The sequence below is a fragment of the Citrobacter sp. RHB21-C05 genome (assembly GCF_013889015.1).
Classification (GTDB): domain Bacteria; phylum Pseudomonadota; class Gammaproteobacteria; order Enterobacterales; family Enterobacteriaceae; genus Citrobacter_A; species Citrobacter_A sedlakii.
In genome coordinates, this window is record NZ_CP057611.1 from 3,800,530 (window position 1) to 3,819,171 (window position 18,642).

Genomic DNA, 18,642 nt, shown 5'->3' on the forward strand with positions numbered 1-18,642 from the left:
GTTGACACGCCGCTTAGCTGGCTACACTCGCCCCTGCGCCTGACGCTGCTGCCAACTCTGGGCAAAAGTCATCATTCCTGCCTGCTGTCCGGTCTGAATGACATGGGGTAGTTGGTGCGTTTTGCCCTCACGAATTAAATTTCCCGTCGCTGGGGTGTTGATCAGCAGTTCAAACAGCGCAACGCGCCCTTCCTGCTTGTCGGGCTCCAGCTTTTGCGACAGAACGGCGCGCAGACTGCCCGCCAGTTGGCTGCGCACCGGCTCTTTTTCCTGCGCCGGAAAGGTATCCACCAGCCGCTCGACGGCCTGCGCCGCGCCGCGGGTATGTAGCGTCGCCAATACCAGATGCCCGGTTTCCGCCGCCGTCAGCGCCAGGCGGATGGTCTCGCTGTCCCGCAGTTCCCCGAGCAGAATAACGTCTGGATCTTCCCGCAGCGCCGCGCGTAATCCCGCGGCAAACGATGAGCAATGCATACCGATCTCACGCTGTTGAATCAGGCAGCGTTGGCTGGCGTAAATGTACTCAATGGGATCTTCCAGCGTCAGAATATGTCCGTCGGTATGGCGGTTGAGCCAGTCCACCATTGCCGCCAAGGTGGTGGATTTACCGCTGCCCGTCGCTCCGGTCACCAGTATCAGTCCGTTCTCGCTGGCAAGCAGTTCAGGCAGTGCCGCAGGCGTCGTCAGCGCTTCCAGGGTGGCGCAACGGGAGGGCAACAAGCGCAGCGCCAGCGATATCCCCCGCTGTTGACGAAAGGCGCTGGCCCGCAAGCGTTGGTTACCCGTAAGCGTGACGGCGAAATCAAGCTGCCCTTCCTGCTGAAACACCGCCAGCTGTCGCGCATCAAGCCATTGCGCCAACAGGCTGTCCATATCCGGTATAGGGAATGGCGCCGCCTCAAGCCGTCCTCGCTTGCGCCATCGTGCCGGCCACGCATTGCTTAGGTGTAGATCCGAGACATTATGCTTTACACTAAGGGCCACAATTTCTTCCATATTCATAGATGCATCCTCGGAAAATGAACGATATCGCGCATAACCTGGCACAGGTCCGGGACAAAATCTCAGCCGCCGCATCGCGTTGCGGTCGCGCTTCAGAAGAAGTTACGTTGCTTGCAGTCAGTAAAACCAAACCTGCGAGCGCCATCGAAGAAGCCATCGCTGCCGGACAGCGTGCATTTGGCGAAAATTACGTACAGGAAGGGGTGGAGAAAATCCGCCATTTTCAGGCGCAAGGCGTTGAAGGCCTGCAATGGCACTTTATCGGCCCGCTACAGTCCAATAAAAGCCGTCTGGTGGCAGAGCATTTTGACTGGTGCCATACCATTGACCGTCTGCGCATCGCCGCGCGTCTGAGCGAGCAACGTCCGGCTGAACTTCCTCCACTTAACGTGCTGATTCAAATCAATATTAGTGATGAGAACAGCAAGTCCGGGATTTCACTGGAGGCCCTGGATGCGCTTGCTGCGGAGGTCGCTGAATTACCCCATCTTCGCCTGCGTGGTCTGATGGCGATTCCGGCGCCAGAGTCAGATTATGTAAGGCAGTTTGAAGTCGCACGCCAAATGGCTGTAGCATTTGCCGGGCTGCAAGCGCGCTATCCTGACGTCGACACGCTGTCACTGGGCATGTCGGACGATATGGATGCCGCTATCGCCGCCGGTAGTACGATGGTCCGTATCGGCACCGCCATCTTTGGCGCCCGGGATTACACAAAAAATTAAGGAAAACTGAGGAACGCGATGAATACGTTGACCTTCCTGCTCTCAACGGTAATTGAGCTGTACACCATGGTGCTGTTGTTGCGCGTGTGGATGCAGTGGTCTCGCTGCGATTTTTACAACCCTTTCTCCCAGTTCGTGGTGAAAGTCACGCAGCCGATTATTGGCCCCTTGCGCCGCATCATTCCGCCGATGGGCCCTATCGACAGCGCCTCTTTGCTGGTGGCGTTTATCCTCAGCTTTATCAAAGCGATCGTGCTGTTTAAGGTGGTGACCTTCCTGCCGATTATCTGGATTGCCGCGCTGCTGATCGTGCTGAAGACTATCGGTCTGCTGATTTTCTGGGTGTTGCTGGTGATGGCGATTATGAGTTGGGTCAGCCAGGGCCGCAGCCCGATCGAATTCGTGCTGATGCAGTTGGCCGACCCGCTGCTGCGCCCGATACGCCGCATTTTGCCCGGTATGGGCGGTATTGATTTCTCCCCGATGATCCTTGTTCTGCTGCTGTATGTGATCAACATGGGGATTGGCGAGCTGTTACAGGCCACCGGAAACATGCTGCTGCCGGGGCTGTGGATGGCGCTATGAGTGCCGTAACGCGCTGCGAAGACGGTCTGGTTTTACGGTTGTATATTCAGCCGAAAGCCAGCCGTGACAGCATTGTCGGTTTACACGGCGACGAACTGAAAGTCGCCATTACCGCTCCGCCGGTAGACGGCCAGGCGAACAGCCATCTGGTGAAGTTTCTCGGCAAACAGTTCCGCGTGGCGAAAAGCCAGGTCATTATTGAAAAGGGCGAACTTGGCCGCCATAAACAGGTTAAAATTCTTCATCCGCAACAGATCCCGCCCGAAGTCTCGGCGTTAACAGATTAGGTATCCTATGCAAAAAGTTGTCCTCGCTACCGGCAATGCCGGTAAAGTGCGTGAGCTTGCATCGCTGCTGAGCGATTTCGGGCTTGAAGTCGTGGCGCAAACGGCACTCGGCGTCGATTCCGCCGAAGAGACCGGCCTGACTTTCATTGAAAATGCGATCCTGAAAGCGCGCCATGCGGCTCAGGTTACCGGTTTACCGGCGATTGCCGACGACTCCGGTCTGGCGGTTGACGCGCTGGGCGGCGCGCCGGGGATCTACTCCGCGCGCTACGCCGGTGAGGACGCCACTGACCAGCAGAATCTGGAAAAGCTGTTGCACACCATGCAGGACATTCCGGACGATAAACGCCAGGCGCGTTTCCACTGTGTGCTGGTTTATCTGCGCCACGCGGACGATCCGACCCCACTGGTCTGCCACGGCAGTTGGCCGGGCGTTATCACACGCGAAGCGGCAGGCAACGGCGGTTTTGGCTACGACCCCATCTTCTTTGTCCCTTCGGAAGGCAAAACCGCGGCTGAACTGACCCGCGAAGAAAAAATCGCGATTTCCCACCGTGGACAGGCGTTGAAGCTGTTACTGGAAGCCTTGCGTAATGGTTAAGCTACCGCCGCTGAGTCTTTATATTCACATTCCGTGGTGCGTGCAGAAATGCCCGTACTGCGACTTTAATTCGCATGCGTTAAAGGGCGAAGTGCCGCACGACGATTACGTTCAGCACCTGCTGAGCGATCTGGATGCGGACGTCGCATACGCACAGGGGCGTGAAGTAAAGACCCTTTTCATTGGCGGCGGTACGCCGAGTTTGCTTTCCGGCCCGGCGATGCAAACGCTGCTCGATGGCGTGCGAGCGCGCCTGAATCTGGCCGCCGATGTGGAAATCACCATGGAAGCGAACCCCGGAACGGTAGAGGCCGATCGCTTCGTCGACTATCAACGCGCTGGCGTTAACCGTATCTCCATCGGCGTACAGAGCTTTAGTGAGCCGAAGCTGAAACGGCTTGGGCGTATTCACGGCCCGGAAGAAGCGCTACGTGCGGCGAATCTGGCCTGCGGGCTGGGTCTGCGCAGTTTTAACCTTGATCTGATGCACGGCCTGCCGGACCAGACGCTGGAAGAGGCGCTTGGCGATCTGAAACAGGCGATTGCGCTTAATCCACCGCATCTTTCCTGGTATCAGCTGACCATTGAACCGAACACGCTGTTTGGCTCACGCCCACCGGTACTGCCGGATGACGATGCGCTGTGGGATATTTTCGAACAAGGACACCAGTTGCTGACCGCCGCCGGTTATCAGCAATATGAAACCTCTGCCTATGCCAGACCGGGCTATCAGTGCCAGCACAACCTGAACTACTGGCGCTTTGGCGATTATCTGGGGATTGGCTGCGGCGCACACGGCAAAGTCACCTTCCCGGACGGCAGGATCTTGCGCACCACGAAAACCCGTCATCCGCGCGGCTATATGCAAGGACGGTATCTGGAAAGCCAGCGTGATGTGGCGCAAGCGGACAAACCGTTCGAATTCTTTATGAACCGCTTCCGTTTGCTGGAAGCCGCGCCCCGTCGCGAATTCAGCGAATACACCGGCCTGAGCGAAACGACGATTCGCCGGCAAATCGACGACGCGAAAGCGCAGGGTTATCTGACCGAAAGCGAAGAATACTGGCAGATCACCCAGCACGGTAAACTGTTTCTCAACTCTCTCCTCGAACTATTTCTTGCTGAATAAATAGCGCGCGCCTTTTTAAAGGCGCCCATTCCCCCGACCAATAAATTCGATAAAACCGAACGGTAAGCGCGGTATTTCCACATAATATTCTTCTTCATTATTTTTATTGAAATAAAAAAACCCTGCACTGCGAAAAATATATCCAACATGGCGCACAAAACAGATACAAACTCCTTTCGGCTGACGCATTAGTGATTAAGATGGCGCACAGATGTACGACAACTATGTCAATCTATCATACAGAAATTAAATTACTGACAGCAGATATAAACCACTATCTTCCCTCTGGAGCATGGAGCCTACCTTATGAAGATCAGATCGTTTTCTCGTTCATTATTATGCGCTTCCCTTCTTGCACTATTGAGCGCCGGCGCCAGCGCGGCGGAAAAAGTGACGCTAAAACTGGCGCACAATCTCGAGCGTAGCCATGTCGTCCATCAGGCGTTTGAAGAGCTGGCAAAAGAGGTGAAACAACTTTCTGACGGTAAAATGACGGTGCGTATTTACCCCAGCAGCCAAATGGGCAATGCCCGCGAAACAATGGAACTGCTACAAAATGGCGCGCTGGATATGACAAAAGGTTCCGCCAGCGATCTGGAATCTTTTGATAACGTCTACGCAATTTATAATTTGCCTTTCTTATTTAAAGATCAGAATCATTTCAATAAAGTGGTATTTGGCGAAGTCGGTAAAGAAATTATGGATTCCACTAAAGACAAAGGATTCTTTGCCCTTTCCGCCTATGTTGCCGGTACGCGTAGCTTTTACGCCAAAAAACCCATTACCCGGCCTGAAGACCTGAAAGGTTTAAAAATCCGCGTTCAGGCCAGCCCGACGACCATTAAAATGATCGAGCTGATGGGCGGTTCGCCCACGCCCATCTCCTTTGGGGAAGTTTATACCGCCATGCAACAAGGGGTGATAGATGGCGCGGAGAACAACGTGCCTTCCTGGGTACAGACGCGTCACATTGAAATCGCCAAAGTGTTTTCTGAGGACGAGCATGCCTCTATTCCTGATTTTCTGGTGATCTCAACGAAAACCTGGGAAAAGCTCACGCCTGAACAGCAGCAGATCCTGAGTACCGCAGCGAAAAACTCTGAAGTTCACCAGCAAAAACTGTGGGACAAGATCGACGCCGATACCCGCGCGCAAGCGAAAGCCATGGGCGGCGAAATCATAAAAGTCGAGAAAGCCCCGTTCCGTGCAGCGGTACAGCCCCTGTTTGATGACTTCAAGAAAGATTCCAGGCAAGCCGCGCTGCTGGAAAAATTTGAAAACGCCGCGCAATAACCACTCTTCCGGGCCAGCCGCTGGCCCGGCACACCGGGATTTTAATGATGATATTTAACCGCCTAAAACTTGCGGTAGACCGCGTCATTGCCGCATTTTCCGTCATCGTCATGATTGCGCTGGTGATCTGCGTGGTCTGGCAGGTTTTTAGCCGCTATGTGCTCAACCAGCCCAGCACGTTAACCGATGAACTGGCGCGCTTTTTAATGATTTGGGTTGGCCTGTTGGGCGCGGCCTATACGGTCGGCGCACAGCGCCACCTGTCAATTGACCTGCTGGCGATGTCGCTCGACAAACGCAAGCAGGCCCTGCTTAGCCTGCTGATCAACGTGATGATTTTCGGCTTCGCCGGATCCGTCATCGTTACCGGTGGCCTGAAGCTGATCGAGAAAACGCTGGCGACAGCGCAGGTGTCTGCGGCGATGCAGATCCCGATGGGCTACGTGTACTTTATCCTGCCGCTGTGCGGCGTGGTGATGATGTTCTATGCCCTGTGCTTTATTTATCAAAGCTTTCAACAACTGAAAAACGGTACGCAGGGAGTCGTCTGATGGACAGTTATATCGCTCTCACCCTCTTTGGCTGCTTCTTTATTCTGGTCTTTATTGGCGTTCCGATTTCCTTTTCCATCGGCATTGCCACCGTCGCCTCGATGCTGTTGATGTTCCCGTGGGATATCGCCGTTATCACTGTTTCACAGCGACTGGCAAACGGCCTGGATAACTTTGCGCTGCTGGCCATTCCCTTCTTTATTTTCGCCGGTACGCTGATGAACAGCGGTGGCATCGCCATCCGCCTGATTAATCTGGCGCAGGTGATGGTGGGCCGGGTACCGGGATCGCTTGGCCATGTCAACGTACTGGCCAACATGATGTTTGGCTCCATTTCGGGTTCGGCGGTAGCCGCTGCCGCCGCAGTGGGCGGTACGCTTAACCCGATCCAGACAAAACAAGGTTACGATCCCACGTTTTCCACCGCGGTGAACGTCTCCTCCTGTATCACCGGACTGTTGCTCCCTCCTTCCAATGTGCTGATCGTCTTTTCACTTACCGCAGGCGGCGTTTCGGTGGCCTCGCTGTTTATGGCGGGTTATTTGCCGGGCATTCTGATGGGACTGGCGATCATGGTGGTCTGCGCGATCATCGCCAAACGCCGCCATTATCCGCTTTCAGAACGCCCAACCTGCGCTCAGGCCTTCAGGGCATTGATTGACGCTCTGCCCAGCCTGCTGCTGGTGATTATCGTTATGGGCGGCATTCTCGGCGGGATTTTTACCGCGACGGAAGCCTCTGCCATTGCGGTGGTGTATACCTTTATCCTGTCGGTGCTGATTTATCGTGAAGTGAAATGGCGTGACCTGCCGAAGCTGATTCTGGAGTCAGTGGTGACGACCTCGATCGTCCTGCTCCTGATTGGCTTCTCGGTCGGGATGTCATGGGCGATGACCAACGCGGACATTCCGTACATGATCAGCGACACGCTGATGGGCATTTCGGACAATCCGATCATCATTCTGCTGTTAATCAATATCGTGTTGCTGATCGTCGGTATCTTTATGGATATGACGCCCGCCGTACTGATCTTCACGCCCATCTTCCTGCCTATCGCGCAGGAGCTGGGAATGGATCCGGTTCATTTCGGTATTATGATGGTTTCCAACCTCTGTATCGGGTTGCTTACGCCACCGGTGGGAAGCGCGCTGTTTGTCGGCTGTTCCATTTCCGGCGTGAAGATTCAGCAGCTGATTCGGCCACTGCTGCCGTTTTACGCCGCGCTGCTGATCGCGCTGATGATGATCGTCTACATCCCGCAAATTTCGCTGTTCGTGCCGCAACTGCTGGGTTTAATGTAAACACGAAAAGCCGGGTGAGGCAGGACCTTCACCCGGCAAGCGCCTGATGGCGCTACGCTTCTCTGGGCTACAACGACACGTAGCCGCCCTGCGCTATTAGTACTGATTAAACATCGTCTGGATTTGCTTCGGATCTTTAGTCTGGGTTAACGCCAGTTGCAGCAGCACGCGCGCTTTCTGCGGGTTCAGCGTACCGGAAGCCACAAAACCGTACTTCGCGTCGTCGATTTCTGCATCCTGAGTGGTAGAACCGGTCGGAACGCGAGAAGAACGCACCACTACCGTACCTTTATGCGCCGCCGTCGCCAGGGTATCGAAAACCGTTTTATACAGGTTGCCGTTACCCACGCCTGCGCTCACAATCCCTTCATAACCGGCATCCACCAGCGCTTTAGCCGGCAGATCAGAAGCGTTGGCGTAGTTATACACAATGCCTACTTTCGGCAGTTCGCTCAGCTTAGAGACGTCGAATGGGGTAGATGTCGTGTGCTTACGCGCCGGGGTGCGCTGATAGTCAATTTTACCGTTGTGAATGTAGCCCAGCGGCCCGTAGTTAACGGACTTAAAGGTGGCGACATCGGTGGTGTTAGTCTTGGTCACGTCACGCCCGTCAAGCACAGTATCGTTCATCACCACCAGCACGCCGCGGTTAGCGGAGGCTTTGTCTGCCGCCGTTACGACCGCATTATAAAGGTTGAACGGACCGTCGGCGCTCATCGACGTGGATGGACGCATCGCCCCCACCAGCACCACCGGCTTGTTGCATTTCACGGTAAGATCGAGGAAATAGGCCGTTTCTTCCATGGTGTCGGTACCGTGGGTGATCACGAAACCATCGGTGCTGTCGCATTCGTTATTGATTTTCTTCGCCAGGGTTAACCAGACCTCGTCGTTCATATCCTGCGAGCCGATATTCACCACCTGTTCGCCTTTGACGTTCGCGATCTCCTTCAACTGAGGTACCGCGTTCACCAGGTTTTCCACACCGACTTTGCCCGCTGTGTAGTTAGATTTGGTGGCGGAATCACCGCCGCCAGCAATGGTGCCACCGGTCGCTAAAATAGTGACGTTCGGTAAGGCCAGCGCCGCGCCGCTAAAGCCCATCACCAGTGCGGCAAGTGCCGTTTTCCTGAAAAACTCCATGTTATTTCTCCAGTTACGTGAATTTGCCGCATTATCCCAATGCCACAGATGAATAATGTGATTTCATCCAATTAACCAGATAAATATATTTTTCAGATTGTTAAATTTAGAGGTGGCTATCAAAACGAAGCGGAAAGGGAAGATAAAACGGCACAGAGACGATCTGTGCCATTGTTTTTTAAGAAAGAATTATTTCAGGCTGCTGACCAGCGCCTTGCGGTTGTCTTCCAGGGTGACCACACGGCTACAAACATCTTTGCCGAACTGCTGGAAGTCTTTTTCCTGATTCTTCCATTCATTTTGGATGGCGGTTTGCAAACCACCGAGGCTGCCGAGTACGCCCTGGAGCGGATTACCGCCGCCTTTGAGCACGGCTTTCGCCCCCATCTCGTTAATGCTGTCCTGCAAAATGCCGCCCATCGCCTGGTTCACCAGTTGCTGACCGTCGGCGCGCACTTGATCGATCGCTTTATAGTGGAACGTCAGACCGTCGGTACGGTGCTCAATGATCCGGTTCATTTGCTCTTTAAGCTGAGCATCAAGTTTGGTCAGGCGACCGCGCATGTTGCTGCTCTCGCCGACTTCTTTAGCGATAATGTTGTCCAGTGCGACGCGGCCTTTTTCCACGCGTGAGCGGGCGCCTTCATCAATCCACGGCAGGGTGCTGCGCAGCGCCGCCTGATAATCTTTCGCCTGTTCGCGTTGCGCCGCGCTCAGGGAGTATTGCTTGCCGTTGTACATCACATTGCCGTCCGGCGTGATGACCAGATTGCCGTTTTCGCCCTTCACTTGCACAGTTTGCGGGCTAAGAATCACATCGTCACGCGGCGTGACGCTGCACTGGTAATCTGCATGGGCGGACATCGCAGTAACAGAAAGCGCTGCCGCCAGCAGCATTTTGCGCATCATAACTTTCCCTCAAGACAAATCGGGCCGGCATTTGCCGACCCTTTGCTTTATTAGTCCCACCAAACGTCAAAAAGTTCGCTGGTGCGCACTTCTTCAAGTTTGTGATCTTCTAACCATTTACGCACGATGGTCTGGTGCTCTTCCGTGCATTTGCCGATTTCCTGCATGCAGATCAGACCTTCCCAGGCCAGATAACCGCTGCCGTCAAAGGCCAGTTTGTTCGGTTCGATCACGTCGTTGATAAAGTCATCAACGGTTTTATCAATCTGATCTTCAGAAGTGCCTTCCGGGAAACGCCATGCAACCGAAAACCCTAATTCCTGGAATTCGTCGATGTGCATTTTTTTACGCAGACGACGGCTACGGTTCTTTGCCATTATTTCACCCTCTCGAACATTAAGTCCCATACGCCGTGACCAAGACGATGGCCACGTTGTTCAAATTTGGTTACCGGGCGCGAGGCCGGGCGCGGTACGTAATCGTGACTCTCCGACAGGTTTTTATAGCCGTCAATTGAAGACATCACTTCCAGCATATGTTCCGCATAGGCTTCCCAGTCGGTCGCCATGTGGAACACGCCGCCCAGCTTCAGCTTGCTTTTCACCAGTTCAGCAAACGGCACCTGAACGATACGGCGTTTATTATGACGTGCTTTATGCCACGGGTCAGGGAAAAAGAGTTGAACCATCGATAAAGAATTGTCAGGAATCATTTTGTGCAGTACTTCAACGGCGTCGTGACACATCACGCGCAGGTTTTCGACGCCTTCTTCATGGGCGGAAGCCAGACACGCCCCCACGCCCGGCGAATGCACTTCAATACCGAGGAAGTTTTGCTCCGGGCGCGCTTTCGCCATCGCCACCAGCGAAGCCCCCATGCCGAAACCAATCTCAAGCGTCACCGGCGCTTCGCGGCCAAACAGCGTCGCGAATTCCACGGGAGCTTCGCTAAACTCAACGCCCATCACCGGCCAGTAGTTTTCCAGCGCGTGTTCCTGCCCTTTGGTCAGTCGCCCCTGGCGACGCACAAAACTGCGAATCCGGCGCAGCGGGCGGCCGTTTTCATCAAATTCCGGTGAAATGACGTCGTTTTTCATAAAAGTTAAGTCTGCTTGTGATTGAGTTCTGAAAACGGGCATTATCCAAAGTTAGTTGCCGGATGCAAGTAAAGGAAGATGACACGCTGCGGAAAGTTCCGGTTTACACCCTGTTGCCGCTGTGCTGCAATCTGGCCCCCGACAATAATGATTTTGGTGACCATGCAAGCGTCTCAATTTTCAGCCCAGGTTCTGGACTGGTACGACAAATACGGGCGAAAAACCCTGCCCTGGCAAATTGACAAGACGCCTTACAAAGTATGGCTCTCGGAAGTGATGTTGCAACAGACGCAGGTTGCGACGGTTATTCCCTATTTTGAACGGTTTATGCGTCATTTCCCGACGGTGACCGATCTCGCTAACGCGCCGCTGGACGAAGTGTTGCATCTGTGGACCGGACTGGGCTACTACGCCCGCGCGCGCAACCTGCACAAAGCCGCTCAGCAGGTCGCCACGCTGCACCACGGCGTCTTTCCGGAAACGTTTGATGAGGTTGCGGCGCTGCCCGGCGTTGGCCGTTCCACCGCCGGAGCGGTACTTTCTCTGTCACTGGATAAACCTTTTCCGATTCTCGACGGCAACGTCAAACGCGTGCTGGCACGCTGCTATGCTGTTAGCGGCTGGCCGGGGAAAAAAGAGGTCGAGAAAAAACTGTGGGATCTGAGCGAAGACGTGACGCCGGTCAACGGCGTGGCCCGTTTTAACCAGGCGATGATGGATTTAGGCGCGATGGTCTGCACACGCTCAAAACCGAAATGTATGATTTGTCCGCTACAGCACGGTTGCGTGGCGGCGGCCACCGACAGTTGGTCACGTTATCCCGGGAAAAAACCGAAACAAACGCTGCCCGAGCGTACCGGCTATTTTTTACTGATGCAGCATCAAGATGAAGTCTTACTCACCCAGCGTCCACCCAGCGGACTGTGGGGTGGGCTGTACTGCTTCCCGCAGTTTGCCAACGAAACAGAATTACGCGAGTGGCTGGCGCAACGGCAGGTTAACGCGGATACTTTGACCCAGCTTAACGCGTTTCGCCATACCTTCAGCCATTTCCACTTAGATATTGTGCCTATGTGGCTGAGCGTGTCCTCAACGGGTTCCTGCATGGATGAAGGCAGCGCGCTCTGGTATAACTTAGCGCAACCGCCGTCCGTTGGTCTGGCGGCTCCCGTGGAGCGTTTATTACAGCAGTTACGCACCGGCGCGCCGGTTTGACGCATCGGTCGATAAAGAGGATTTGTTATGAGCAGAACGATTTTTTGCACTTTCCTGCAGCGTGAAGCAGAAGGCCAGGACTTCCAGCTGTACCCGGGCGAACTGGGAAAACGCATTTATAACGAGATTTCAAAAGAGGCATGGGCGCAGTGGCAACACAAGCAGACCATGCTGATCAACGAAAAGAAACTCAACATGATGAACGTCGAGCACCGCAAACTGCTGGAGCAGGAAATGGTCAACTTCCTGTTTGAAGGCAAAGACGTGCATATCGAAGGGTATACGCCGGAAGACGGTAAATAATGCGTTGCCGGATAGCGCCGCGCTTATCCGGCCCGGACATCATGCCGTCTCCAGGACGAGAATCCTGCGGCGAAATGGCATAACGACAAACACAACACGCACTCCCGGAATGATGAAAAAATTACTCGCGCTTGCCGTTATTGCGCCGTTGCTCATCTCCTGTTCCAGCTCGACCAAAAAAGGCGATTCTTATAACGAAGCCTGGGTCAAGGATACCAACGGTTTTGACATTTTGATGGGGCAGTTTGCCCATAACATTGAAAACTTGTGGGGCTATCAGGAAGTGCTGATTGCCGGTCCGAAGGACTATGTAAAGTATACCGATCAGTATCAGACCCGCAGCCATATTAACTTCGACGCCGGTACGATTACCGTTGAAACCATTGCCGGAACAGATCCCGCCGCGCATTTGCGTCGCGCAATCATAAAAACGCTGCTGATGGGCGACGATCCGAGTTCGGTCGACCTGTACTCGGATGTGGATGACATCCAGATCTCCCGTGAGCCGTTCCTGTATGGCCAGGTACTGGATAACACGGGTCAACCGATCCGCTGGGAAGGCCGCGCCACCCAATTCGCCGATTACCTGTTACAAACGCGCCTGCAAAGCCGCAGCAATGGGATCCGCAAAATCTTCAGCGTAACGATCAATCTGGTGCCGAATCACCTGGATAAACGTGCGCACAAATACCTCGGTATGGTGCGCAAAGCGTCGCACAAATATGGCGTTGACGAGTCGCTGATTCTGGCGATTATGCAGACTGAGTCGTCATTTAACCCTTATGCAGTGAGCCGCTCCGACGCCCTGGGCCTGATGCAGGTTGTGCAGCACACCGCAGGCAAAGATGTCTTCCGCTCCCAGGGGCGTTCCGGAACGCCAAGCCGCAGCTATCTGTTTGATCCGGCAAGTAACATTGATACCGGGACGGCCTATCTGGCAATGCTCAGCAATGTTTACCTGAGCGGCATCGACAACCCGACTTCCCGACGCTATGCGGTGATCACCGCCTATAACGGCGGCGCGGGTAGCGTCCTGCGCGTCTTCTCAAACGATAAAGTTCAGGCGGCGAATATTATTAACAGTATGACGCCAGGAGATGTCTACCAGACCCTGACCACCCGCCACCCGTCGTCGGAATCGCGTCGCTACCTTTATAAAGTGAACTCCGCGCAGAAATCCTACCGTCGTCAGTAATCCCCTCTGCCCGCCCGGCAAATTTGCCGGGTGGGCAGCTTCAGAATGTTAACTTCGTCACTCTTTTGCATTGCAAAAAGATATTGTTTGCAATTATTTGTCACAGGTAACAAAAAACCAGCCGTAGTCGTTGATAGAATTACATCATATTGAAACGGCAAATGTGCCAATTGGAACATTCAATCGCCTTTTGGTGTGAGGAAATTAACATGAATCTTAAGCTGCAGCTGAAAATACTCTCGTTTCTGCAGTTCTGCCTGTGGGGTAGCTGGCTGACGACGCTCGGTTCCTATATGTTTGTCACCCTCAAATTTGACGGTGCTTCCATTGGCGCGGTGTATAGCTCGCTGGGGATCGCGGCAGTCTTTATGCCGACGCTACTGGGGATCGTTGCCGACAAATGGTTGAGCGCGAAATGGGTTTACGCCCTCTGTCATATCGTCGGGGCGGCAACGCTATTTATGGCCGCGGAAGTTACCACGCCGGGCGCGATGTTCTTTGTGATCCTGCTGAACTCGCTGGCCTACATGCCGACGCTCGGTCTAATCAACACCATTTCCTATTATCGTCTCCAGTCTGCGGGGATGGACATCGTCACCGACTTCCCGCCAATCCGCATCTGGGGCACCATCGGGTTTATCATGGCGATGTGGGGCGTGAGCTTCTCCGGCTTTGAACTGAGCCATATGCAGCTGTACATTGGCGCAGCGCTGTCGGTACTGCTGGTGCTGTTCACCCTGACGCTGCCGCATATTCCGGTTGCAAATCAGCAGAAGAACCAGAGCTGGTCCTCCATGCTGGGTCTGGACGCGTTTGCGCTGTTCAAAAACAAGCGTATGGCGATCTTCTTTATCTTCTCCATGATGCTGGGCGCGGAGCTGCAAATTACCAATATGTTCGGGAATACCTTCCTGCACAGCTTCGATAACAACCCGCTGTTCTCCGGAAGCTTTATCGTGGAACACGCGTCGGTGATGATGTCGATTTCGCAGATCTCCGAAACGCTGTTCATCCTGACCATTCCGTTCTTCCTCAGCCGCTACGGCATCAAAAACGTTATGCTGATCAGTATTGTAGCGTGGATGCTGCGCTTCGGTCTGTTCGCCTACGGTGACCCGACGCCGTTCGGTACCGTGCTGCTGGTTCTGTCGATGATTGTGTACGGCTGCGCCTTCGACTTTTTCAACATCTCCGGTTCGGTGTTTGTGGAAAAAGAGGTTCGCCCGGAAATCCGCGCCAGCGCGCAGGGCATGTTCCTGATGATGACCAACGGCTTCGGTTGTATTCTCGGCGGCGTGGTAAGCGGAAAAGTGGTGGAGCATTACACCCTGAACGGCATTACCGACTGGCAAACCGTGTGGCTGATCTTCGCGGGCTACTCGCTGGTGCTGGCCTTCGCCTTCGTGGCGCTGTTTAAGTACAAGCACGTTCGCGTACCGACGGGTACGCAGTCTGTGGCGCATTAATCCGATTGCCGGATGGCGTTCGCCATCCGGCCTGGACGCGGCGTTACTTCAACACGTAGCCATACAGCCGCTTAATGCCATCGGCGTCTTTTTCACTGTAAACTCCCTGTAATTCCGGCGAGAAGCCCGGCAGAATATTCACCCCTTCTTCCAGCGCCAGGAAATAGCGCTGTACCGCGCCGCCCCATACTTCACCGGGCACCACGCACAGCACGCCCGGTGGATACGGCAGTGCGCCTTCTGCGGCAATACGCCCTTCGGCATCGCTAATGCGTACCAACTCAACGTCGCCGCGAATAAAGGCGCTGTTGGCATCCTGTGGGTTCATTGCCACTTTCGGCAGGCTTTCCTGACGGAACATTGCCTTTTGCAACTCTTTGACGTTAAAGCTGACATACACATCGTGCATTTCCTGACACAGCTCGCGCAGCGTGTAATCGCGGTAGCGCACGGGATATTTGTTGAAGATGGTCGGCAGTACGTCCGCAAGCGGCGTGTCGTCTTCGATATGCTGTTCAAACTGGGCCAGCATCGCCACCAGGTGGGCCATTTTCTCTGCGCTTTCGGCAGGCGTCAGCAGAAACAGGATGGAGTTGAGATCGCATTTTTCCGGCACAATGCCGTTTTCCCGCAGGTAGTGGGCGAGTATCGTCGCCGGAATGCCAAAGTCGGTATAGCGTCCGGTTTCGGCATCAATGCCCGGCGTTGTGAGCAGCAGCTTACACGGATCGACAAAATACTGGTCATCGGCATAGCCTGCAAATCCGTGCCATTTGGCGCCCGGCTCAAAGCTGAAGAAACGTCGCTCGCGGGCAATCCGTTCCGTCGGATAATCCTGCCAGGCTTTGCCGTCCACCACGGGCGGGATAAACGGCTGGAGCAGTTTACAGCTGGCGAGGATGGCTTTACGCGCTTCAATTCCCAGTTCTACGCACTCCGCCCACAGTCGTCGGCCGCTCTCCCCTTCATGGATTTTGGCGTTCACATCCAGGGCGGCAAACAGTGGATAAAACGGGCTGGTGGACGCATGCAGCATAAACGCGTTGTTCAGTCGCTTATGTGGACAAAAACGCGCCTGACCACGAAGGTGGTTATCTTTTTTATGGATTTGTGAAGTCTGCGAGAACCCGGCCTGCTGCTTGTGTACCGACTGGGTGACGAAAATACCCGGATCGTTTTCATTCAGTTCCAGCAGCAGCGGTGAACCGTCCGCCATCATCGGGATAAACTGCTCGTAGCCCACCCAGGCGGAATCAAACAAAATGTAGTCGCACAGATGGCCGATGTTGTCGATCACCTGTCGGGCGTTATAGATGGTGCCGTCATAGGTGCCAAGCTGGATGATCGCAAGGCGAAACGGACGCGGCGCCCCGGCTTTGTGCGGCGCTACGCGACGAATCTGCGCACGCAGGTAGTCTTCATTAAAACAGTGATTATCGATCCCGCCGATAAAACCAAACGGATTACGCGCCGCTTCCAGATACACCGGCGTCGCCCCGGCCTGGATCAGCGCCCCATGATGGTTTGACTTGTGGTTATTACGGTCGAACAGCACCAGATCGCCACGGGTCAACAGCGCATTCGTTACCACTTTATTGGCCGCCGACGTGCCGTTCAGCACAAAGTAGGTTTTATCGGCGTGAAACACTTTTGCCGCAAACTTTTGCGCATGTTTTGCCGATCCTTCGTGGATCAGCAGATCGCCGAGCTTAACGTCGGCGTTACACATGTCCGCGCGGAAAACGTTCTCGCCAAAGAAGTCATAAAAATGCCGCCCGGCCGGATGCTTTTTAAAAAACGCGCCATGCTGATGACCCGGACAGGCAAAGGTGCTGTTGCCCATTTCCACATACTGCGTCAGGGTGTCGTAAAAGGGCGGCAGGAGATTTTCTTCATACTGGCAGGCAGCGGCTTCCAGCTCAAGCCACTCCTGCGCATTGCCGCTGATGATTGCCTGCACGCCTGCTGGCGTATCGGTTTTCTCATCACTCAGGATAAATACCGGCAGATAGAATCCCGTACGCTTAAGCAGCGCCAGAATGCCGCTACGGCTGTCGGCGACGGTCAGCACGACGGCGGCCACATCGGTAAAGTCGGTGCTGTCCAGCGCGACTACGCCACGGTGAGTAGATAAACGCGAAACCAGTTCACTACTGGCGGCAATGTTCATAGATTTCATAAGCGCAAAAGCCCGTTTCGGGAGAAAAAAGTCCCGGACAAGGCGTATCGCCCTGTCCCACGAGATGTTGGGTCAAACTGGTCACCAGCTCCGACCGCCAGACATCAGTAAAAGCAGACCGTTTCTGATCTTACTGTTGTCCCGCGTGAGCATGCGCTACCCTCACCGCATGGTGAGTAAAGGAAGGGGAGTAACGAGAAGGGGCACGCATCGCACCAGACGGCGATGATGATAAAGGCGATGTGAAGACGCGACATTCATCCCATGCGGCCCCAACAGACTGGAGAAAATTCGCGCAATGATGGCACCTTTACCCGGCAGGCGCAAGATCAAATCTCTATGCACACAGGCCACGGATAAACAAGCATTAAAGGTGAGAACCAGGTCATAATAATGCACTCTGACAAAATATTTAGCAGGAGCTAACGTGGTAATCGGACCTTTCATTAACGCCAGCGCAGTGTTGCTCGGCGGCGTTATCGGTGCCCTTCTCAGCCAACGTTTACCGGAACGGATTCGTGTCTCAATGACGTCGATTTTCGGCCTGGCGTCGCTTGGCATTGGTATTTTACTGGTGGTCAAATGCGCCAATCTGCCGGTCATGGTTCTGGCAACGCTGATCGGCGCACTGATAGGCGAGTTTTGCTATCTGGAAAAAGGCATCAACAATGCGGTGGCGAAAGCGCAGGCGCTCTTTTCAAGGCCGGGGAAAAAACAACCACATGAGTCGTTTATTCAGAACTTTGTCGCCATTATCGTTCTGTTTTGCGCCAGCGGCACCGGCATTTTCGGTGCGATGCGCGAAGGGATGACTGGCGATCCCAGTATCCTGATTGCCAAATCTTTTCTCGATTTTTTTACGGCGATGATTTTCGCCTGCTCGCTCGGTATTGCCGTGTCGGCCATTTCGGCGCCAATGCTGTTAATCCAGCTGTCGCTGGCAGCCTGCGCGGCGCTGATCCTGCCGCTCACCACGCCAGCGATGATGGCAGACTTCAGTGCCGTTGGCGGATTACTGCTGGTCGCCACCGGTTTGCGCATTTGCGGTATCAAGATGTTCGCAGTGGTCAATATGCTCCCTGCCCTACTGCTGGCAATGCCTCTTTCCGCCGCCTGGACGGCATTTTTCGCCTGAGAATGCGTGCAATAACAGCAAAGTGGTGATAGATTGTGCAGTCTGCGTTGATTTGAAGAAATTTCGTTGACGAAACGAGGCGGATCGGTTTTAATGCGCCCCGTTGCCCGGATAGCTCAGTCGGTAGAGCAGGGGATTGAAAATCCCCGTGTCCTTGGTTCGATTCCGAGTCCGGGCACCAAATTCATATCAACGGACCTCCATGGAGGTCCGTTTTTGCATTTTAGCTGGCCTCAGCCGACAAAACTTATCGGTATCCGGTTGTTTTCCAAATATAATCGCCTGTCAGATTGATTTACGCCCTGCCTAACGGCGAAAAATATGACGTCTGGAGCAGACCTTCTTCAGGATGCCGTTCTTCGATGTTATAGAGTGGCTGAAAATAGTGGTGTTCGCGCGATCATGGCTCACTCTCTGTCTGAAGAAGCCAAATACTTTTATATTCACCAAGGCTTTAAGGTATCGCAAACCCAGGCGCTAACGTTGATTCTCAAACTGCCACTATAGCCTTAAGATGGAAAGGGTACAGA

The 18,642-nt window shown here is 54.2% G+C and carries 19 protein-coding genes, 1 tRNA gene and 1 pseudogene; 15 read left to right on the forward strand and 6 right to left on the reverse strand.

Annotated features, from left to right (window positions below; all coding sequences use genetic code 11):
- Window positions 1-21: 21 nt before the first annotated feature.
- Window positions 22-1,002 carry a type IV pilus twitching motility protein PilT gene (locus tag HVX72_RS18045; protein ID WP_181822040.1) on the reverse strand — a complete coding sequence of 327 codons (981 nt, stop codon included), beginning with the start codon at window positions 1,000-1,002 and terminating at the stop codon, window positions 22-24.
- 17 nt (window positions 1,003-1,019) lie between these two features.
- On the opposite strand from HVX72_RS18045, the gene HVX72_RS18050 reads away from it, so the two are divergent.
- The 8 genes from HVX72_RS18050 to HVX72_RS18085 all read left to right on the forward strand — a co-directional run bounded on the left by HVX72_RS18050 (window position 1,020) and on the right by HVX72_RS18085 (window position 7,471).
- Window positions 1,020-1,724: a YggS family pyridoxal phosphate-dependent enzyme gene (locus tag HVX72_RS18050; protein ID WP_060570948.1), complete on the forward strand. Its 705-nt coding sequence runs from the start codon at window positions 1,020-1,022 to the stop codon at window positions 1,722-1,724.
- An 18-nt stretch (window positions 1,725-1,742) separates the two neighbouring features.
- Window positions 1,743-2,309 carry a YggT family protein gene (locus HVX72_RS18055; RefSeq protein WP_181822041.1) on the forward strand — a complete coding sequence of 189 codons (567 nt, stop codon included), beginning with the start codon at window positions 1,743-1,745 and terminating at the stop codon, window positions 2,307-2,309.
- Entirely contained in the window at window positions 2,306-2,596 is a 291-nt protein-coding gene (gene yggU / locus HVX72_RS18060) for a DUF167 family protein YggU (RefSeq protein WP_042290406.1), read from the forward strand. The genes HVX72_RS18055 and yggU overlap by 4 nt, the downstream gene beginning before the upstream one ends.
- A gap of 7 nt (window positions 2,597-2,603) precedes the next feature.
- Complete coding sequence (locus HVX72_RS18065) at window positions 2,604-3,197, forward strand: XTP/dITP diphosphatase (protein ID WP_181822042.1); 594 nt, start codon at window positions 2,604-2,606, stop codon at window positions 3,195-3,197.
- On the forward strand, window positions 3,190-4,326 hold the full coding sequence (gene hemW, locus HVX72_RS18070) for a radical SAM family heme chaperone HemW (RefSeq protein ID WP_181822043.1): 1,137 nt from the start codon (window positions 3,190-3,192) through the stop codon (window positions 4,324-4,326). Before HVX72_RS18065 ends, hemW begins: the two co-directional genes overlap by 8 nt.
- 306 nt (window positions 4,327-4,632) lie before the next feature.
- Entirely contained in the window at window positions 4,633-5,619 is a 987-nt protein-coding gene (locus HVX72_RS18075) for a TRAP transporter substrate-binding protein (protein WP_181822044.1), read from the forward strand.
- A 47-nt stretch (window positions 5,620-5,666) separates the two neighbouring features.
- Window positions 5,667-6,170: a TRAP transporter small permease gene (locus tag HVX72_RS18080; protein ID WP_181823289.1), complete on the forward strand. Its 504-nt coding sequence runs from the start codon at window positions 5,667-5,669 to the stop codon at window positions 6,168-6,170.
- Entirely contained in the window at window positions 6,170-7,471 is a 1,302-nt protein-coding gene (locus tag HVX72_RS18085; RefSeq protein WP_181822045.1) for a TRAP transporter large permease subunit, read from the forward strand. Before HVX72_RS18080 ends, HVX72_RS18085 begins: the two co-directional genes overlap by 1 nt.
- A 96-nt stretch (window positions 7,472-7,567) precedes the next feature.
- Here the strand turns inward: HVX72_RS18085 and ansB are convergent, their stop codons facing one another.
- From ansB to trmB, 4 genes are all read right to left on the reverse strand, one after another.
- Complete coding sequence (ansB, locus tag HVX72_RS18090) at window positions 7,568-8,614, reverse strand: L-asparaginase 2 (RefSeq protein WP_042290419.1); 1,047 nt, start codon at window positions 8,612-8,614, stop codon at window positions 7,568-7,570.
- Window positions 8,615-8,803: 189 nt separating this feature from the next.
- Complete coding sequence (locus tag HVX72_RS18095) at window positions 8,804-9,523, reverse strand: DUF2884 domain-containing protein (protein WP_042290421.1); 720 nt, start codon at window positions 9,521-9,523, stop codon at window positions 8,804-8,806.
- Window positions 9,524-9,573: 50 nt separating this feature from the next.
- On the reverse strand, window positions 9,574-9,900 hold the full coding sequence (locus HVX72_RS18100; protein WP_042290424.1) for a YggL family protein: 327 nt from the start codon (window positions 9,898-9,900) through the stop codon (window positions 9,574-9,576).
- Window positions 9,900-10,619, reverse strand: coding sequence for a tRNA (guanosine(46)-N7)-methyltransferase TrmB (gene trmB / locus HVX72_RS18105; protein WP_181822046.1), 720 nt, complete (start codon window positions 10,617-10,619; stop codon window positions 9,900-9,902). The genes HVX72_RS18100 and trmB overlap by 1 nt, the downstream gene beginning before the upstream one ends.
- 162 nt (window positions 10,620-10,781) lie before the next feature.
- On the opposite strand from trmB, the gene mutY reads away from it, so the two are divergent.
- The 4 genes from mutY (at window position 10,782) to HVX72_RS18125 (ending at window position 14,798) form a co-directional block, all read left to right on the forward strand.
- Window positions 10,782-11,834, forward strand: coding sequence for an A/G-specific adenine glycosylase (gene mutY, locus HVX72_RS18110; protein ID WP_060570950.1), 1,053 nt, complete (start codon window positions 10,782-10,784; stop codon window positions 11,832-11,834).
- Between the two features lie 27 nt (window positions 11,835-11,861).
- A complete protein-coding gene (locus tag HVX72_RS18115; protein ID WP_060570797.1) occupies window positions 11,862-12,137 on the forward strand; it encodes an oxidative damage protection protein in 276 nt (91 codons plus the stop codon).
- A gap of 109 nt (window positions 12,138-12,246) precedes the next feature.
- The gene (mltC, locus tag HVX72_RS18120) at window positions 12,247-13,332 is read left to right on the forward strand and encodes a membrane-bound lytic murein transglycosylase MltC (protein WP_181822047.1); all 1,086 of its coding nucleotides are present in this window, start codon (window positions 12,247-12,249) and stop codon (window positions 13,330-13,332) included.
- A 209-nt stretch (window positions 13,333-13,541) separates the two neighbouring features.
- On the forward strand, window positions 13,542-14,798 hold the full coding sequence (locus tag HVX72_RS18125) for a nucleoside permease (RefSeq protein ID WP_042290435.1): 1,257 nt from the start codon (window positions 13,542-13,544) through the stop codon (window positions 14,796-14,798).
- A 43-nt stretch (window positions 14,799-14,841) separates the two neighbouring features.
- Here HVX72_RS18125 and HVX72_RS18130 read toward each other — a convergent pair whose 3' ends face one another.
- Window positions 14,842-16,977: an ornithine decarboxylase gene (locus HVX72_RS18130; protein ID WP_181822048.1), complete on the reverse strand. Its 2,136-nt coding sequence runs from the start codon at window positions 16,975-16,977 to the stop codon at window positions 14,842-14,844.
- A 427-nt stretch (window positions 16,978-17,404) separates the two neighbouring features.
- Between HVX72_RS18130 and HVX72_RS18135 the strand changes: the two genes are divergently transcribed.
- The 3 genes and pseudogenes from HVX72_RS18135 to HVX72_RS18145 form a co-directional block, all read left to right on the forward strand.
- The gene (locus HVX72_RS18135) at window positions 17,405-18,112 is read left to right on the forward strand and encodes a DUF554 domain-containing protein (RefSeq protein ID WP_042290438.1); all 708 of its coding nucleotides are present in this window, start codon (window positions 17,405-17,407) and stop codon (window positions 18,110-18,112) included.
- 105 nt (window positions 18,113-18,217) lie between these two features.
- Window positions 18,218-18,293: transfer RNA gene (locus HVX72_RS18140), tRNA-Phe, on the forward strand.
- A gap of 149 nt (window positions 18,294-18,442) precedes the next feature.
- Window positions 18,443-18,619 (forward strand): annotated as a pseudogene (locus HVX72_RS18145) (GNAT family N-acetyltransferase); the annotation flags it as partial.
- Window positions 18,620-18,642 lie beyond the last annotated feature (23 nt).

What these genes read in the sequence shown, in the direction of transcription:
- HVX72_RS18095 (WP_042290421.1), bottom strand. Translation starts at nt 9,523, where the DNA reads ATGATGCGCAAAATGCTGCTGGCGGCAGCGCTTTCTGTTACTGCGATG.
- mltC (WP_181822047.1), top strand. Translation starts at nt 12,247, where the DNA reads ATGATGAAAAAATTACTCGCGCTTGCCGTTATTGCGCCGTTGCTCATC.
- ansB (WP_042290419.1), bottom strand. Translation starts at nt 8,614, where the DNA reads ATGGAGTTTTTCAGGAAAACGGCACTTGCCGCACTGGTGATGGGCTTT.
- HVX72_RS18100 (WP_042290424.1), bottom strand. Translation starts at nt 9,900, where the DNA reads ATGGCAAAGAACCGTAGCCGTCGTCTGCGTAAAAAAATGCACATCGAC.
- HVX72_RS18055 (WP_181822041.1), top strand. Translation starts at nt 1,743, where the DNA reads ATGAATACGTTGACCTTCCTGCTCTCAACGGTAATTGAGCTGTACACC.
- HVX72_RS18085 (WP_181822045.1), top strand. Translation starts at nt 6,170, where the DNA reads ATGGACAGTTATATCGCTCTCACCCTCTTTGGCTGCTTCTTTATTCTG.
- hemW (WP_181822043.1), top strand. Translation starts at nt 3,190, where the DNA reads ATGGTTAAGCTACCGCCGCTGAGTCTTTATATTCACATTCCGTGGTGC.
- trmB (WP_181822046.1), bottom strand. Translation starts at nt 10,619, where the DNA reads ATGAAAAACGACGTCATTTCACCGGAATTTGATGAAAACGGCCGCCCG.
- HVX72_RS18125 (WP_042290435.1), top strand. Translation starts at nt 13,542, where the DNA reads ATGAATCTTAAGCTGCAGCTGAAAATACTCTCGTTTCTGCAGTTCTGC.
- HVX72_RS18080 (WP_181823289.1), top strand. Translation starts at nt 5,667, where the DNA reads ATGATATTTAACCGCCTAAAACTTGCGGTAGACCGCGTCATTGCCGCA.
- HVX72_RS18115 (WP_060570797.1), top strand. Translation starts at nt 11,862, where the DNA reads ATGAGCAGAACGATTTTTTGCACTTTCCTGCAGCGTGAAGCAGAAGGC.
- yggU (WP_042290406.1), top strand. Translation starts at nt 2,306, where the DNA reads ATGAGTGCCGTAACGCGCTGCGAAGACGGTCTGGTTTTACGGTTGTAT.
- HVX72_RS18075 (WP_181822044.1), top strand. Translation starts at nt 4,633, where the DNA reads ATGAAGATCAGATCGTTTTCTCGTTCATTATTATGCGCTTCCCTTCTT.
- HVX72_RS18045 (WP_181822040.1), bottom strand. Translation starts at nt 1,002, where the DNA reads ATGAATATGGAAGAAATTGTGGCCCTTAGTGTAAAGCATAATGTCTCG.
- HVX72_RS18050 (WP_060570948.1), top strand. Translation starts at nt 1,020, where the DNA reads ATGAACGATATCGCGCATAACCTGGCACAGGTCCGGGACAAAATCTCA.
- HVX72_RS18065 (WP_181822042.1), top strand. Translation starts at nt 2,604, where the DNA reads ATGCAAAAAGTTGTCCTCGCTACCGGCAATGCCGGTAAAGTGCGTGAG.
- HVX72_RS18130 (WP_181822048.1), bottom strand. Translation starts at nt 16,977, where the DNA reads ATGAAATCTATGAACATTGCCGCCAGTAGTGAACTGGTTTCGCGTTTA.
- mutY (WP_060570950.1), top strand. Translation starts at nt 10,782, where the DNA reads ATGCAAGCGTCTCAATTTTCAGCCCAGGTTCTGGACTGGTACGACAAA.